Origin of the sequence: Desulfovibrio sp., from assembly GCF_035644575.1 — a bacterium.
Lineage (GTDB): Bacteria > Desulfobacterota > Desulfovibrionia > Desulfovibrionales > Desulfovibrionaceae > Desulfovibrio.
The window spans coordinates 1-15,350 of sequence record NZ_DASQOG010000252.1 but is presented as its reverse complement, the minus strand read 5'-3'; the positions used below and the strand labels follow the sequence as shown (position 1 = coordinate 15,350).

At 58.8% G+C, this 15,350-nt stretch carries 13 protein-coding genes; 7 read left to right on the top strand and 6 right to left on the bottom strand.

Features of this window, described 5'->3' with window-relative positions; genetic code table 11:
- Positions 1 to 285 precede the first annotated feature (285 nt).
- Positions 286 to 570, bottom strand: coding sequence for a hypothetical protein (locus tag VEZ52_RS14255; RefSeq protein WP_324837403.1), 285 nt, complete (start codon positions 568 to 570; stop codon positions 286 to 288).
- Between the two features lie 298 nt (positions 571 to 868).
- Between VEZ52_RS14255 and VEZ52_RS14250 the strand changes: the two genes are divergently transcribed.
- From VEZ52_RS14250 to VEZ52_RS14235, 4 genes are all read left to right on the top strand, one after another.
- Positions 869 to 1,711 carry a sulfide/dihydroorotate dehydrogenase-like FAD/NAD-binding protein gene (locus tag VEZ52_RS14250; protein WP_022657761.1) on the top strand — a complete coding sequence of 281 codons (843 nt, stop codon included), beginning with the start codon at positions 869 to 871 and terminating at the stop codon, positions 1,709 to 1,711.
- Complete coding sequence (gene gltA, locus VEZ52_RS14245; protein ID WP_324837402.1) at positions 1,701 to 3,119, top strand: NADPH-dependent glutamate synthase; 1,419 nt, start codon at positions 1,701 to 1,703, stop codon at positions 3,117 to 3,119. The genes VEZ52_RS14250 and gltA overlap by 11 nt, the downstream gene beginning before the upstream one ends.
- A gap of 283 nt (positions 3,120 to 3,402) precedes the next feature.
- Entirely contained in the window at positions 3,403 to 4,230 is an 828-nt protein-coding gene (locus VEZ52_RS14240; RefSeq protein WP_324837401.1) for a histidinol-phosphatase, read from the top strand.
- Positions 4,231 to 4,263: 33 nt separating this feature from the next.
- The gene (locus VEZ52_RS14235) at positions 4,264 to 5,745 is read left to right on the top strand and encodes an ATP-binding cassette domain-containing protein (protein WP_324837400.1); all 1,482 of its coding nucleotides are present in this window, start codon (positions 4,264 to 4,266) and stop codon (positions 5,743 to 5,745) included.
- Positions 5,746 to 5,748: 3 nt separating this feature from the next.
- Here VEZ52_RS14235 and VEZ52_RS14230 read toward each other — a convergent pair whose 3' ends face one another.
- Entirely contained in the window at positions 5,749 to 6,393 is a 645-nt protein-coding gene (locus VEZ52_RS14230; protein ID WP_324837399.1) for a DedA family protein, read from the bottom strand.
- A gap of 84 nt (positions 6,394 to 6,477) precedes the next feature.
- On the opposite strand from VEZ52_RS14230, the gene VEZ52_RS14225 reads away from it, so the two are divergent.
- The 3 genes from VEZ52_RS14225 to VEZ52_RS14215 all read left to right on the top strand — a co-directional run bounded on the left by VEZ52_RS14225 (position 6,478) and on the right by VEZ52_RS14215 (position 8,943).
- A complete protein-coding gene (locus VEZ52_RS14225) occupies positions 6,478 to 7,602 on the top strand; it encodes an alpha/beta hydrolase family protein (protein ID WP_324837398.1) in 1,125 nt (374 codons plus the stop codon).
- Positions 7,603 to 7,731: 129 nt separating this feature from the next.
- Positions 7,732 to 8,298 carry a hypothetical protein gene (locus tag VEZ52_RS14220; RefSeq protein ID WP_324837397.1) on the top strand — a complete coding sequence of 189 codons (567 nt, stop codon included), beginning with the start codon at positions 7,732 to 7,734 and terminating at the stop codon, positions 8,296 to 8,298.
- A gap of 240 nt (positions 8,299 to 8,538) precedes the next feature.
- On the top strand, positions 8,539 to 8,943 hold the full coding sequence (locus VEZ52_RS14215; RefSeq protein ID WP_324837396.1) for a hypothetical protein: 405 nt from the start codon (positions 8,539 to 8,541) through the stop codon (positions 8,941 to 8,943).
- Positions 8,944 to 9,312: 369 nt separating this feature from the next.
- Here the strand turns inward: VEZ52_RS14215 and ldhH are convergent, their stop codons facing one another.
- From ldhH to VEZ52_RS14195, 4 genes are all read right to left on the bottom strand, one after another.
- Positions 9,313 to 11,463 (bottom strand): L-lactate dehydrogenase (quinone) large subunit LdhH, encoded by a 2,151-nt coding sequence (ldhH, locus tag VEZ52_RS14210; protein ID WP_324837395.1) that lies wholly within the window; start codon positions 11,461 to 11,463, stop codon positions 9,313 to 9,315.
- A 3-nt stretch (positions 11,464 to 11,466) separates the two neighbouring features.
- Positions 11,467 to 12,093, bottom strand: coding sequence for a LutC/YkgG family protein (locus tag VEZ52_RS14205; protein ID WP_298995468.1), 627 nt, complete (start codon positions 12,091 to 12,093; stop codon positions 11,467 to 11,469).
- Between the two features lie 246 nt (positions 12,094 to 12,339).
- Positions 12,340 to 13,635, bottom strand: coding sequence for a (Fe-S)-binding protein (locus VEZ52_RS14200; RefSeq protein ID WP_324837394.1), 1,296 nt, complete (start codon positions 13,633 to 13,635; stop codon positions 12,340 to 12,342).
- A gap of 120 nt (positions 13,636 to 13,755) precedes the next feature.
- Positions 13,756 to 15,141 (bottom strand): FAD-binding oxidoreductase, encoded by a 1,386-nt coding sequence (locus VEZ52_RS14195; RefSeq protein ID WP_324837393.1) that lies wholly within the window; start codon positions 15,139 to 15,141, stop codon positions 13,756 to 13,758.
- Between the last annotated feature and the right edge of the window lie 209 nt (positions 15,142 to 15,350).

Sequence of the window (15,350 nt, the reverse complement as noted above, 5' to 3'; positions counted from 1 at the left end):
ACCGGCTCAATCTTTTCGGTGCTGCCGCTGCCCGACAGCACGAGAGGCGGGCCATCGCTGACTGAAGATAGTTGCGGCGCATAAAACGCGAGAGGCAGAGGCCCCACGCCCCCGCCTCTCTATGAGTGGAGAATTCGTCATGGATTGCGGACTGCCATGCCCCCTATCATGTCACGGAAAAGTGATGCTAGTGGTTTGTGTTCTGCAATGCAGCGTTAATGTTGCATTGAGAACGCATGGTCGTTCTGCATCCGGGCCGGAGTTCAACGTAGAAATCCGTCCGGTTTATTGTTCGGGCGCGTCAGGAACGCGCCTCACAAGAGCCAGGGCCAGCAAGGCCGGAGACATCCTGGGCATCTGGGCAGGCTTGCGCAGCTGCCGCCGCACAAAACCCGCCATGTCCAAAGCCATATCCGCGTCAGTCAAAGCCGAGCGGCATGCCTTTTTGTTTTCTTCCAGAACTGCAAGATACCGCTCAACCAGCCTCAGATCACGATTGCGTGATGGGTCATCGGCCAATTCAGGCGGCGAGGCTCCCAACTGGAAAACGTCACCGATGTGTTGCGACATGACCATTCCTCCATGAATGGATCACTTGCTTCCTTGCAAAGGGGTTGGCCCTGTCCGCCTCCTTGTTTGGTTTTGTACCGTCTCCCCTTCCCCACTCGTCAAGATTTTTATCGGAACATTAGGCCAGATCTTTAGGGTAGCTCTAAAAAAAAGGCCCATTGCATGCCCGCAAACGCAAAGTAAAAGTGAGGAACAAATTATATCAGTCATGTAAAAGAGATACGATAAAACTGTTACTTGCAAGTAATTTCGATCGCAGCTACCATGCAGCAACTCAGATGCCTGACGAGGAGAACCTATGCCAACACCTATATTGCACAAGGAAAGCCTGATCCCGGGCAAAACCAGCAAACTGGTGCTCCACGCGCCGCAAATCGCGCAAAAAGCGCGCCCCGGCCACTTCGTCATGCTGCGCATGAGCGAACAGGGCGAGCGCATTCCGTTGACCATTGCAGATACTGACCGGGAAAACGGCACCATTACCATAGTGTATCTGGTTATGGGCAAGAGTACGGCCATGCTTGAAGCACTCGGCGTTGGAGATGCCATTCTTGACGTCTGCGGCCCCCTGGGCCACCCCACCCATATTGAAAAACGCGGCACGGTCGTATGCGTGGGCGGCGGCACCGGTATTGCCGCCATGCACCACATCGCCAAGGGCCATGCCCGCATCGGCAACAAGGTCGTGGGCGTTATCGGCGCTCGCAGCAAAGACCTGCTGCTCTTTGAAAACGAGCTCAAATCCTTTGTGGATGAACTGCTCGTTTCCACGGACGATGGCAGCTACGGTCACAAGGGCCTTGTTACCGAGCTTCTGCGCGACCGGCTTGAAAAAGACAAGGACGTGTTTGAAGTCGTGGCCGTCGGCCCCGTGCCCATGATGGCCGCCGTGGCGGAAACCACGCGCCCCTTTGGCGTCAAGACCACGGTCAGCCTCAACCCCATCATGGTTGACGGCATCGGCATGTGCGGCGCCTGCCGCGTCACCGTCGGCGGCAAAACCAAGTTCGCCTGTGTGGACGGCCCCGAATTTGACGGTCACGAAGTGGATTTTCCCGAACTGCGCCGCCGTCTGGCCGCCTACCGGGAGCAGGAAACCATTTCCATTGAAGAATACCGGAGAGTCAGCCATGGAGAATAGCAAGCCCAAAAAGACCGTGGCTCCCCGTGTGGACATGCCCTGCCAGCCCGCAAAAGTGCGCCGCGCCAACTTTGAAGAAGTCGCCCTTGGCTACACCAGGGAAATGGCCCAGACCGAGGCCAGCCGCTGCCTTCAGTGCAAAAAGCCTCTGTGCGTCTCGGGCTGTCCTGTTGAAGTGCCCATCCGCGACTTTATCCATCAGGTGGCCGAAGGCAACATGGACGCCGCCTACCGCATCATCAAGACCACCAACAGCCTGCCCGCCGTGTGCGGTCGCGTGTGCCCCCAGGAGCACCAGTGCGAAGGCAAGTGCGTGCTCAAGGCCAAGGGTCAGCCCGTGGCCATTGGCCGCCTTGAACGTTTTGTGGCAGATACGTATATCGCCACCACCGCCTGCGAACAGGTGACCGGCACCAATGCCTGCGCCATGCCCCTGGGAGCCAAAAAGGTGGCCTGCATCGGCTCCGGCCCTTCATCCCTGACCTGTGCCGGCGTGTGCGCCACTGCGGGCATCAAGGTCGATGTGTTTGAAGCTCTGCACGAGCCCGGCGGCGTGCTTATTTACGGCATCCCCGCCTTCCGCCTGCCCAAGACCGTGGTCGCCACGGAAATCAACGGCCTGCGTCAGGCCGGTGTGGACTTCCACCTCAATTCCGTGGGTGGCCGCACCATTGATATCGACGACCTGCGCAAGGAATACGACGCCATTTTCATCGGCGTCGGCGCTGGCCTGCCCGTCTTTCTGGGCGTTCCCGGCGAAAATCTGGTGGGCGTGTTCTCCGCTAACGAATACCTCACCCGCGTCAACCTTGGCCGCGCCTACAACTTCCCCTCGCAGGACACTCCGGCCTACCCCGGCAAGCATGTTACCGTGTTCGGCGCGGGCAACGTGGCCATGGACGCGGCGCGCACGGCCCTGCGCATGGGCGCGGAAAGCGTGCATGTGGTCTATCGCCGCACAAGGGCCGAAATGCCCGCCCGCCTGGAAGAACTGGAACATGCGGAGGAGGAAGGCGTGCAGTTTGCCATGCTTTCCGCCCCGTTGCGCTTCAACGGTGATGCGGAAATGCGCCTTCAGTCCGTAACCCTGCAGCGCATGGAGCTGGGCGAACCCGATGCTTCTGGCCGCCGCAGGCCTGTGCCAGTGGAAGGCTCGGAATACGATCTGCCCACCGACCTTGCCATTGTGGCTCTGGGCACCCGTTCCAACCCCATCCTCCTCGAGGCTACCCCAGAGCTCAAACTGAACAAATGGGGCTACATCGAGGCCGATGAGGCCACCGGCGAAACCTCCATTCCCAACGTCTTTGCGGGCGGCGACATCGTCACCGGCGCGGCCACGGTCATTCTGGCCATGGGCGCGGGGCGCAAGGCCGGACAGGAAATAGTCAAAAGAATCGCAGGCTGATTGCAGCCCGGCATCTGATAAAAGGGGGGCCTCCGCTGGAGGCTCCCCTTTTTTCATGGCCCATTCATAAAAAAGGCAACAATTCAGCCTGTCCATTGGCTCCGGCTTGCCAGACCTGCAGTTCGCGGTCATACTCAAACCAGAGTTCACACCAGCATCAGACCTGCCGCCCCCTGCGCCAACACGGCAGGCCCTTTTATATCGACAACATCCCCTTTCAGGGGCCGGGATGTCATTCTCCGGCGGGCCAAGGGCGCGGCCCCGGCATATCAGGAAGATCAGCATGATTCTCGCAGACCTGCACACGCACACCAAGTATTCGCACGGCGGCAACACTCCGGCAGAAATGTACGCTGCCGCCCAGGCCAAGGGGCTGGAGTACATGGGTTTTACCGAGCATTCGCCCCGGCCCGTGGGCTTTGACTACACCCACGAATACCGCGAGCAACTGACCCGCCACCTGCCGGACTACGAGCGCGAGGTCTGCGCCCTCAAGGCCGCCAACCGTAATGGCCCCTGCCGTGTATTGTTTGGCATGGAAATGGACTGGCTCGAAGGGCAAGAGGACTACACCCGAGCCTCCTGCACCGCCTTTGACTTTGATTACCTGCTGGGGAGCGTGCATTTTATCGGTCATTGGGGCTTTGATGATGGCGCTGAGCCATGGAAAGCCTTTTCGCAGGAAGAATGCGACAAGCAGTACCAGGCCTATTTTGAAGCCTGGGAGCGCATGATCCTTTCCGGCCTCTTCAATATTGCCGCGCACCCAGACCTCATCAAGATTTTCTCTGTGGAGCAGTTCCACATCTGGCTGGCAAAGCCGGAAAGCATGGCGCTGGTGCAGCGCGGCCTTGCGGCCCTGCAACGCATGGGCATGAGCATGGAGATATCTTCCGCTGGTCTGCGCAAGGCCTGCCGCGAAATTTACCCCGCCCCGCCCATAATGCTCATGGCCGCGCAAATGGGCCTGCCCGTGAGTTTTGCCTCTGATGCGCACGGCATCGATGACGTGGGCTACGGCTTTGCGCGGCTGGCCTCCTACGCGTGCGCCTTTGGCTTTGCCGAATACACCATTTTTAATCGGGGCCAGCGGATTGCGCTGCCCCTGTAAAACGGCGCATGCCTTTGACACCACGGATCATTTATGTCCGAAATTATCGTATCCATTGATGACGTAAGTCTTTTCCTGCCCGGCGATGCCAGCCAGAAGCATGTGCTGCACAACATCAACTGGCAGGTGCGGCGCGGCGCGCACTGCGCGCTCATTGGCCCCAACGGTTCGGGCAAGTCTACCCTGCTGCGGCTCATGCGCGGCGAGCTGTGGCCCGCCCACGGGCGCATCCAGTGGCACGGGCCTGACGGCCCGGAAGACTCCCCCCTTGCGGGCAGGGGCATGACAAGCCATGTCTCTCCTGCGCAGCAGGAAAACTATCAGCGGCAGGCCTGGGATCTCACGGGCCGTGACCTGCTGCTCACAGGTTTTGAAGATACCCCGCTGGTCTATGCCGACAGCACGGCCTACAGGCGGCAGGCTGTGGAAGACATGGCAGCGCGCCTTGACGCCGAAGGCCTGCTTGAACGCACGGTGCCCACATTTTCGCAAGGCCAACTGCGTCTTTTGTTGCTTGGACGCGCCCTTCTGCGCGCCCCCACCCTGCTGCTGCTTGACGAGTGCGATGAAGGCCTTGACGAACGCTATCGCCAGATTTTCTTTGAGACACTCGGCGAATACGCCAGCCGCTGCACGGTTGTGATGACAGCGCACCGCGCCGCCAATATTCCCGACTGGTGCACTGGCCGCCGTTATGTGCGGAATGGCCGCCTGCTCACAGCGCCGCCCGCGTCTGAGGCCAGTGAAGAAGCGCCGAAGACGCAGAAGACCGACAATGCCTCCGGCGTTGCGGAGCATGTGCTCAACGGCGGACACGCCATGCTTGATCTGGATAACGTCACCGTATTCATTGATCGGCAGGAAGTGCTGCACGACATCAGCTGGTGCATGCATCAGGGCGAAAACTGGCGCATCACCGGGGCCAACGGCTCTGGCAAATCCACCTTGCTGCGCCTGCTGGCAGGTGATGAATTTGTTGCCGCCGGGGGGAGATTTGACCGCTGGCTGCCCAGTCAGGGCGGGCAGGTAGATACCCTTGAAGCCCTGCGCAAGGGCGTGCGCCTTGTATCCGATCTTTCCCAGGCTCTGTACGGCTATTCCCTCAACGCGCTTGATATGGTCTGCACAGGTTTTGACAACAGCATAGGCGTATACCGCCGTTTTTCTGATGCCGAGCGGGCCGAGGCCGCAAGCCGCATGGCCCAGATGTTCCCCGATGAAAACGCCGAGAGCCTGAAACAGCTTGGTCGGCAATCCATCCGCCATCTGTCCACGGGGCAGTTGCGCCGCCTGTTCCTGGCGCGCGCATTGGTGGGCGGGCCGGATATCCTGCTGCTGGACGAGCCCTGCTCCGGCCTGGATGCGCCAAGCCGCGCCCAGTACCTACACCTACTGGATCAGCTTGCCCTGCAGGGCGTCCAGATGGTTTTTGTCTCCCACCATAATGAAGACGCCCCCCTGTGCATCAACAGGGAGGCGCATATGGAAGGCGGACGCCTGCGCGTAGTGCTGTAGGGCCTAATCCTTGCCCTTCCCAAACTTGGAGCGCGCTACTTCAATAACAACGGGCAGCACGGAAACAATGATGATGCCGTAAACAATCAGGCTGAAGTTCTGACGCGCCCATTCCAGGTTGCCGAGGAAGTACCCGGCGGAAACCAGCCCGCCCACCCAGAGCACGCAGCCCGTGATGTTGAACATAAAAAACGTGGGCGGATGCATCAGGGCAATGCCCGCCACAAAGGGCGCAAAGGTTCGCACAATGGGCACAAAGCGGGCCAGCACAATGGCCTTGCCGCCATGGCGCTCATAAAAATCGTGCGCCTTGAGCAGGTGGGACTTTTTGATAAGCCGGTTCTCGCGCGAAAAAATGGCCGGGCCCACATGCCGCCCGATAAAGTAATTCACCGCATCGCCCAGTATGCCCGCCGCCAGCAGTACGCCCATCACTTCGCCATAGCCCAGCAGCCCGGCCCCGGCCACCACGCCGGAGGCAAACAGCAGGGAATCGCCCGGCAGGAAGGGGGTTACCACAAGGCCTGTTTCGCAAAAAACAATGACGAACAGTATGGCGTAAAGCCACAGCCCGTACTGATCGGCAAGCTCAAACAAATGCACATCTATGTGCAGAATAAAACTGACAAAGCTGCTCAGTAATTCCATAAAGGCAGATCTCCCTCATCGGGCGCATTGGCGCGCCTTCGGTCTGCTCTTGTACCCCAAGGCCGCTTGTGGCACAACACAGCCATGCGCGTACTCACCACAATAGCTGTCCTTGCCCTGCTCCTGTTCGCTCCTGCCGCCAATGCCGCCGACACCTACATGGTCGGTTTCAGAACGCTTGGCCAGTGGTCGCCGGAAACAGGCCTGCGCCTGGATGTGAATGTGTGGTACCCATCATCCCGCCCGCCGCGTGACCTCAACTATGCCCCGTGGGAGATTTCCGCCTCCCGGGCAGGCAAGGCGATGGACGGGCGTTTCCCGCTGCTTCTGCTCTCGCACGATACCGCAGGAACGCGTTTTTCTTACCATGATACCGCCGCATGGCTGGCATCGCTGGGTTTTGTGGTGGCTGCCCCCAATCACCCTGGCGACAACATGGACAACATGGACAACCTGCTGACCTGGCAGCAGCTTGAAAACCGTGCGCATGAACTTTCTGGCAGCATTGACCTGCTCCTGCATGATCCGGAAGTGGAGCCCAGCATTGACGCCTCGCGCATCGGAGCAATCGGCTTTGGCGTTGGCGGCGCGGCGGCTCTGCTGCTGGGCGGCGCGCTGCCAGACTGCGAGGGCTGGGCCAGCTATTGCTCGCGCACAGCTCCTAACGACATGTATTGCAATACCTGGGCTCGCGAACGCATGGAATCGCTGTGCAAAAACCTGCCGCTCACACGCAGCCTTGCTGACACGCGCATCCGCGCCATTGCGGCGGTGGCGCCCGGTTTTGGCATGCTGTTTTCGCGCCAGTCGTTCCACTGGTTCTACCCGCCGCTGCTGATTATGGCTGCCCCCAATGACAGCCTGAACAACCCGGCCCTGCATGCGCGGCGCATATTTGAGCTTATGGATAAAAAGCCCCGCTGGCTGAGCCTGCCGCAGGCCGACACGGGCGCGCTCATGGCGCCATGCCCCGAATCTCTGGCCATGGAATTGCCAGAACTGTGCCGCTCGGTCACGGAAGAAACACGCGTGGCAATCCACAGACGCATGACGGAATCCCTGGGCGATTTTTTTCTGCACTACCTCGGCAACGCCCAGAATCTGCCCCAGATTCCGCCGCCGCCCGACCTGACGCCGCAGCCGCAAAAAGCCGCGCCAGAGCCAGCCACGCAGCCTGCGCCAAAATCCAAAAAGCGCCGCCCAGGCTAGGCTTGTAAAGGCATATTACATGCGCCTTTTCAGCCGCCTTGACAATTGCCGCGCGGCTCACTAAAGGGTGTGGCATGGCGGTAGAATCATACCGTAACATGCAAATTTCCCTATCCGGAACAGGATAATATGCGGAACACAATTTATTTGTTCTGTTTTTTACTGGCTGCCCTCGTCCCCGCAACCGCCTGGAGCACAGACAGCCAGGGATTGCCGGAACAGCAAGGCTGGGTAGTTATGCCAGCTGGCGCACGCCCTGCCTACTTTGGCATACACGGCGGCACCATGCCCGTCAGCCTGCTTGTGTACGGCGATGGATCTTCGCTTGTGACCTTTGTTGGGCGCACCGGCAACGATTTTATTGATGTGCTGCGCAAGGCCGAAATATCCATGCCAAGCCTGCTCAACGCCACCTCACAGCGTTCGGCGGCTGGTAAAAACGTCTCGCCTTCGGCCAATGCCACCGCAGTGCTCATGGCGGGTTCTTCTTCCAGCAGCCTTCCGGTGTTCAACGTCAGCGGCGAGAGACTCTCACACATGGATGTTCCGCCCGGACAGCTTCAACCCTTCGGACTTTCCGACAAGGCGCTGTCTATCGAAGGCGAAGTAACAGCCCCGCAGCGACTGTCCACAGTGAAGCAGTATCGCCTACTTTTTCAGCCCCAGTATCTGCAACCGCGGCGCAATCAGCGCTAGGCTAATTGCAAAAAACAACTTTTACTTTTAGCAAAAAAATCAAAAAAACTTTTTTACAGTTCACAGAGCATCATGAGCAGACAGATTAAATAATTTTAGCTTCAAACGCGGATTTTTTAAACTGCTTATTGCTACAGCCTGCCCTGAACAAGAGCGGGCTTTTTTTTCGCCTGCTTGATTTGAATGTTTATAAAAGATAAACTATCTTTATGCAGAACATTTTGTCTCAGGAGCCAAGCTATGCCGCTTTCAGATCATTTGGAACTTATGCAGAGCCTCTGTGCCAAAGCAGGACAGGATCATGAGTGCCCCTTCGAAAAGCACTTTCGCTCAGGCCTTATGTCACTCAAGGAATTCAGCACGGATTATGATGCCATAGTTGACGAACACAACCCCTTTTATCAGGAATTTACAAAATACCTGAACCAGGATGCCCTGGAGACTGACGATCTGTTTTCGCTCTTTGAATGTCTGGTGATCTTTATCCGCATGCGCCAGATGGCACGCTCCGGGCTTGAACTCAGCCTCAGGGAACAGAGCGTGCTGGACTATTTTGAATCGTGCGGTGAGTGGGCGTCGCGTGACAATACGCTCGTGAGCAACTGGTATTGGAAGCAACTTCCAGATAAACAGCGTAGCCACTAGCAAAACAGGATTCCACAAAGAGTTATCCGGGCATCTTCACCAGACGCCAGCCTGATCTATGAGCAAAGGCCGCCCAGCAATGCTGAGCGGCCTTTTCAACATATGTGCTACGGCTTATGCCGCCAGCATTCTAAAACACGCCAGGATTAAGCATCACCAGCACGGTGCAGATAATACCCACAATGGTGCCGTGGAGCATGAAGGGCCAGAACGTGCGTTGCGCAGGCCTCACCATCCAAAGCCGCGCAACACGGAAAGTTGATAAAATATAGGTGCGGCCCTCCCCACAGTGGAGAACCGCACCTTCCCTCAACTTTCCTGCGGAGGAAGAGCCTCGGCTCGCCACCCGCAGGAAGATGTTTCGTTGGATTACTTCTTCAGATTTTCAGCAAGAAGCTCGGCAATATGATCGACCTTGATCTTGAGGCCCTGCTTTTCAGCACCGCCACGGATCTGCATGACGCAGCCGGGGCAGTCCACCACCAGGCGATCAGCGCCGGTGGCCTTCATGTTGGCGATTTTCTTGTCCAGCAGCTGGGCGGAGATTTCGGGGAACTTCACAGAGTAGCTGCCGCCAAAGCCGCAGCACACTTCTTCTTCCTCGCAAGGCACGTATTCAGCCGCATCGCCAATAAGGTCGCGGGGGGCCTTTTTGACGCCCAGGCCACGGCACAGGTGGCAAGCGGCGTGATAGGTGACCTTCTGCGCGGACTTGTTGAAGTCCTCGGCCTTGAGGCCCAGCACGTCATGTACGAAGGAGCTGAAGTCGATGATCTTGGACGCAAAGGCCTGAGCTTCCACAGTCGAGAAATCATTGTCGAGAATTTCAGGATAGTGGTGCGTAAGATGACCGGCGCAGCTGGCGCACAGCGTTATGATGTAGTCGTAGTTGCCGCCACGGAACGCGGCGATGTTCTGTTTGGCCACATCCATGGAGGTTTTGCGCTGGCCCATCATTTCGAGGGGCAGGCCGCAGCAGGACTGTTCCATGGGGAAGTCCACGGCCACGTTCTTGGCGGCCAGAATCTTCACGCAGGCTTCCAGTTCTTCGGGGTAGATGAAGTCCTGGGCGCAACCGGCGAAGATAGCCACACGATAGGTGGGGTTCTGCACCTTGGGGGCCAGTTCGGGCCAACGGTCACGGAAGGACTTGTTGGCAATGGCGGGCAGAGCCTTGAAGTTGTGCTTGCCAAGGAAGACGGCTGGCAGATGGCGCTGGAACTGCGCGCCGCGCGTGAAGGGCTTCTGGGCGAAGCTGGCGAACTTGAGCAGCTTGTGGAACAGCTTGCGGTTCTTCATCACAGCGGAAAGCAGGTTGGCTTCGATGGGCGCGCCCTGTTCCACGTTGAGGCGCGAGCGCACTTCGCGGATAAGACGCGGCAGGTCGATGCCGCCAGCGCACACATTGGCGCACGATTCGCAACCCATGCAGTTCTGGCTGAGAATACGGGCGCGATCCTTGCCGTGGAAGAAGTAGGTAAGGATCAGGCCGATGGCGCCAATGTAGATGTAGCCCATCTTGTGGCCGCCCACGAGGCGGTACACGGGGCAGACGTTGGCGCAAGCGCCGCAGCGCACGCAGCGGAACACCTGCGAGAACAGGGGATCCTTGGCGATTTCGGTACGGCCGTTATCAAGGAAGATAACGTGCAGAATTTTTTTGTCGTCGGCATTGGCCGCGCAGGGGCCTGCGCCGCACATCCAGGTAACATAGGAGGTAAGGCGCTGGGCGGTGGCGTTGCGGGGCAGTACCTGAAGAGCCACCAGGGCATCGTCCAGCTTGGCAACGAGCTTGTCCAGACCGGCAATGGCAACGTGCACACGCGGCAGGGTCGTAACCATGCGGGCATTGCCTTCGTTGGTCACGGTGGAGATGGCGCCGTTTTCGGCCACGGCAAAGTTACAGCCGCTCACGCCCATGTCGGCGGCGATGAACTTGCGGCGCAACTGCACGCGGGCCACCTTGACCAGACGCTGCACGTCAGAATCCTGCTTGACGCCGGTGGCCTTGGTGAAGTCGTCGGCCACCTGATAGCGCGAAAGGTGGATGGCGGGCATAACCATGTGCGAAGGACCTTCGTGGCGCAGCTGGATGATCCATTCGCCAAGGTCGGTTTCGTCCACGATCAGGCCGTTGCCTTCCAGCGCGGTGTTCAGGCCTATTTCTTCGGCGGTCATGGACTTGGACTTGACCACCTTCTTCACTTTGTTTTCTTTGGCAATGCGAACGATCATGTCGTTGGCTTCGGCAGCGGTGGCGGCACGGTGCACGTGCACGCCGCGCTTTTCAGCTTCGGCCTTGAACTGAGCGTACAGCTCGTCCATGTGCTGACAGGCGTAGTCCTTGGCGTCGGCGATCTGCTTGATCAGCGCTTTCTCGTCCACTTCCTTGAATACGGCTTCGCGGTTGGCGCGGTAGGCCACTGCAAAGGTATCAAGGGTGCGACGCAGAAATTCGTCGTTCAGGGCTTCGTCCAGTTCCTTATGATATCCCGATGAGCTCTTGAGGGCGTCATGCATGGGTTAGTCCTCCAGCAGAATGATATGCAGTTCCAGCGGCCCATGCACGCCCACGGCAGCCACGCGCTCAATGTCGGCGGTACGGCTGGGGCCAGTCACCAGGGTGGTGTACGTGGCAGTACCTTCGTTCATGCGCTCGCGCAGCAACTGGGCTATGGAGGGCAGATCGGGGTAGATGGTGGACTTGCGCAGCATCAGCACGGAAACTTCCGAGATCATGCCCGTAAGGCGCACGTCTTCGCTGTCGGTATTGAGCAGGCAGGTGCCGCTGGCGGCAACGCCAAGCTCGGCGGTGGAAACCCCCACGTCAATACCGGCAAGATAGTTGCGCAGCCCTTCGCGGATGCACAGAAAACCTTTTTCTTCACAGGCCGCTGCCAGCGCGGCAAAATCGGCATCGCCAAGCTGCGGCGCTGCCACCACACGCTGCACGCGCGTGGGAACCTTATTGGGGCCAAGGGGGCCTTGCTCCGTGCCGGGTTCGTCAGCCAAAAGCTCCGCGGGAGCCTTGTTGGCGCAAACGTCCACAACATACTGCAAGGCGGCTGCCATGTTGGGCACTTCCTGCACTACGGCGTTAACTGCCGCAGCCTTGGCGGAAAAGGCTTCTACCAATTCCTGATGTGTCATAAACAACTCCTTTTTCAAAACACGCCGGGTTCTTGAACCATGCAGCTTCGCCGCGAAAAGTAGTGCGCAGAGGGCCGGATTCGCCCGCTGCCATTGTTTGCGCTCATATCCCTGCGAACGGCGTAACACGCCCATAGCTTCAGAAACAAACCCCCACGGTTCTTCTTCAGATGGGCATTCTGGCAGAATAACCGCCGGGTTGATAAACGCGGCGGAGGAACCACAGTCCCCCGCCGCGCTCACATGCTACTTCAGGCTTTCAGCGTACAACTCCACAGTGTGCTTGACGCGCACGGAGTCGTGGTTGTGCGAAAGCACGTCCTCAAGCTGCATCATGCAGGCAGGGCAACCGGCGGCCACAATCTTGGCTCCGGAAGCTACCACATTGTTGCGCTTGCGCTGGCCGATCTTGCGCGAATAGTCGTAGTGGAAGAGGTTGAACGATCCGCCGCAGCCGCAGCAGCGGTCAGCTTCGGCCATTTCCGTAATCTTGTAGGCCGGGTTGGCCGCAACTACGGAACGGGGCTGGCTGACAACGCCAAGCGACTTCTTGAGGTGGCACGAATCGTGGTAGGTCACGCTGACGGCGTTTTCCTGAGCCTGCTCGGCGGGCTGCACCTTGAGCACATCCACCAGGAAGGCATTGATGTCCATGGCCTTGGCGGCCAGTTCTTCAATCTTGTGCTTTTCGGCAGAACCCAGACGGTGCGCGTAGCGGGGCCACAGTTCCTTGACCGTGGAGGTGCAGGAACCGCAGGGGCTGAGAATATAGTCGAAGTCGCCGTTTTTGAGGGCTTCCACGTTCACGCGCATCTGCTCCACCATGCCCTTGGCATCGCCGGACGAAAGCGCCGGAATACCACAGCAGGTGAGGTTTTTGGGCATGAATACGGCCACGTTGTGATAACGCAGCACCTTCAGGCAGGCTTCTGCCATATCGGTGTACATTTTATCGCCCACGCAGCCGGGGAAGAACGCCACCTTGAGCCCGCCAGCGCGGCGAGGCTCGTCAAGCGCGCCGTAACGGGCGTGCAGAGGCGTTTTTGCCAGGGGGTGGATGTGGCGGTCGCCCAGCATGAAGTTGAGCAGAGGCGCGCATACGGTACCCTGCGCGTCGTTGCTCGAGCCAAAGATAAGGCCCTGCATGGGCGCGCCAACGCGCATGGCGAAGTTGAAGAGGCCAGGCTTGGTCAGAAGCGAACGGAATATCATCTTCTTGACCGGGTGCAGGCCGATGAACTCGTTTACGATTTCACGGGCTTCCATGAAGACGTCCATAATCTGGACGCCGGGCGGGCAGGACGCCTGGCAGGAACCGCACAAAAGGCAGCGGCCCAGTTTTTCGGCCACAGCCGCAGGGTCCTGAATCATCTCATGGGCCAGGTTGTCAATAAGGGCCAACTTGCCGCGAGCCACGTCAGCTTCCATACCGGTGGCGCCGAACATGGGGCACACGGCCTGGCACATGCCGCATTTCATGCAGGCAGTGATCCTGTCGTCCAGAGCCATAAGGCGCTGGGCCAGTTCGTGCATAGTACTCATGAAACGCTCCTGGAGCGGTTGAATTTTTGCTCTTGCCCGGTAGCTCCCGCACAGGGCGGGCAGCCTCCGGAAAAGACGGGGGCCAAAAGACCCCGCCTCTGCAATGCCGGAGCGAACTGCCTAGATGCCCACCAGCTTGGTGGAGTTAAGCAGTCCCTTGGGGTCAAGAGCCCGGCGCAGCCGCTGCGAGAACAGAATGGTGCCGCGTGAGGTTTCCTTTTCCATCCACTTGGACTTGGCGGTGCCGATGCCGTGTTCGCCGGAGAGCGTGCCCTTCAGCTTGATAGCCGTATCGAACATTTCGTCGATGGCTTCTTCCACGCGCTTGAATTCGTCGGCGTCGCGCTTGTCGCACAAGAAAGTGGGGTGCAGGTTGCCGTCGCCAGCATGACCAAAGGTGCCCACTTCAAGGCGGTACTTGGCTGCGATGTCGTTGACGGCCTTGACCATGGCGGGGATCTGCGAACGCGGCACGGTGGCGTCTTCAAGCACGGTGGTGGGCCGGGCGCGGGCCAGCACGGGCAGGGCCATGCGGCGGGCTTCCCACAGCTTGAACTTTTCGGCGGCGTCCTTGGGCACGTGCACTGCGGTGGCGTGGTTGGCCTTCAGCACCTTTTCAACGGCTTCGGCGTCGTCAGCAACCTGGGCGGGGTGGCCGTCCACTTCGATGAGCAGGATGGCGCCCGCTTCGCGCGGCAAACCAGCCTTGGTGAAGTCGTCAACGCGCACGATGGTGTTGTTGTCGAGGAATTCGAGAGTACAGGGCACAACGTGGGCGGCGATGATGCCCGCCACGGCGTCAGCGGCGTCCTGCACGTCAGAGAACACGGCCATCAGGGCCTTGGAGGCCTTGGGCGGCGGCACGAGCTTGAGAATGGCTTCAGAAATAATGCCCAGCGTGCCTTCAGACTGCACCATCATGCCGGCGAGGTTGTAGCCGGTAACGCACTTGACCGTGCGCGAACCGGATTTGACCACTTCGCCCGTGGCATCGAAAAATTCGATGCCCATGAGGTAATCCTTGGTAACGCCGTACTTGAGGCCGCGCAGGCCGCCAGCGTTTTCAGCAATGTTGCCCGCGAGGGTGGACACTGCCTGGGAACCCGGATCGGGGGGGTAGAAAAGATTTTTCTTGGCAACCGTAGCCGCAAACTCAGCAGTAATGACGCCCGGTTCCACCACAGCGTAGAGGTCGTCAGAATTGATTTCAATGATGCGGTTAAGGCCGGTGGTCAGAATGACCACAGTTTCGGACTTGTCCGGGATGGTGCCGCCGGAAAGGTTGGTTCCCGCGCCGCGCACGGTCATGGGGATACCGTTGTCATACAGTTTTTTCACGCACTGGCCGAGCTGTACCTTGGTAGTGGGACGCACCACCAAAGAAGGCATGACCGGCGGCAGCACCGCAGAATCATACGAATAGCTCATGCGGTCGGCTTCGGAACTGAACACGTTTTCCTTGCCGATCATGTCTTCAAAATCCTTAATCAACGCCTGGCTTGCCATAAGGCCTCCTTAAAAGTCCGTCATGAACGTCTTTATGGTAAGGCACAGACCTCGCGCCCCTTGCGCGGGCCTGACAGATTTGGATTCCCATACGGTTGTTTGAACAGTCGGTCAACTTTTTTACGAGAATGAAGTCGTATAGCGTTGTTTGACAAGTTTGCAAAGGGCACGAGCCAAAAAACTTTGGTATCACAGTCTGACATTCTCGC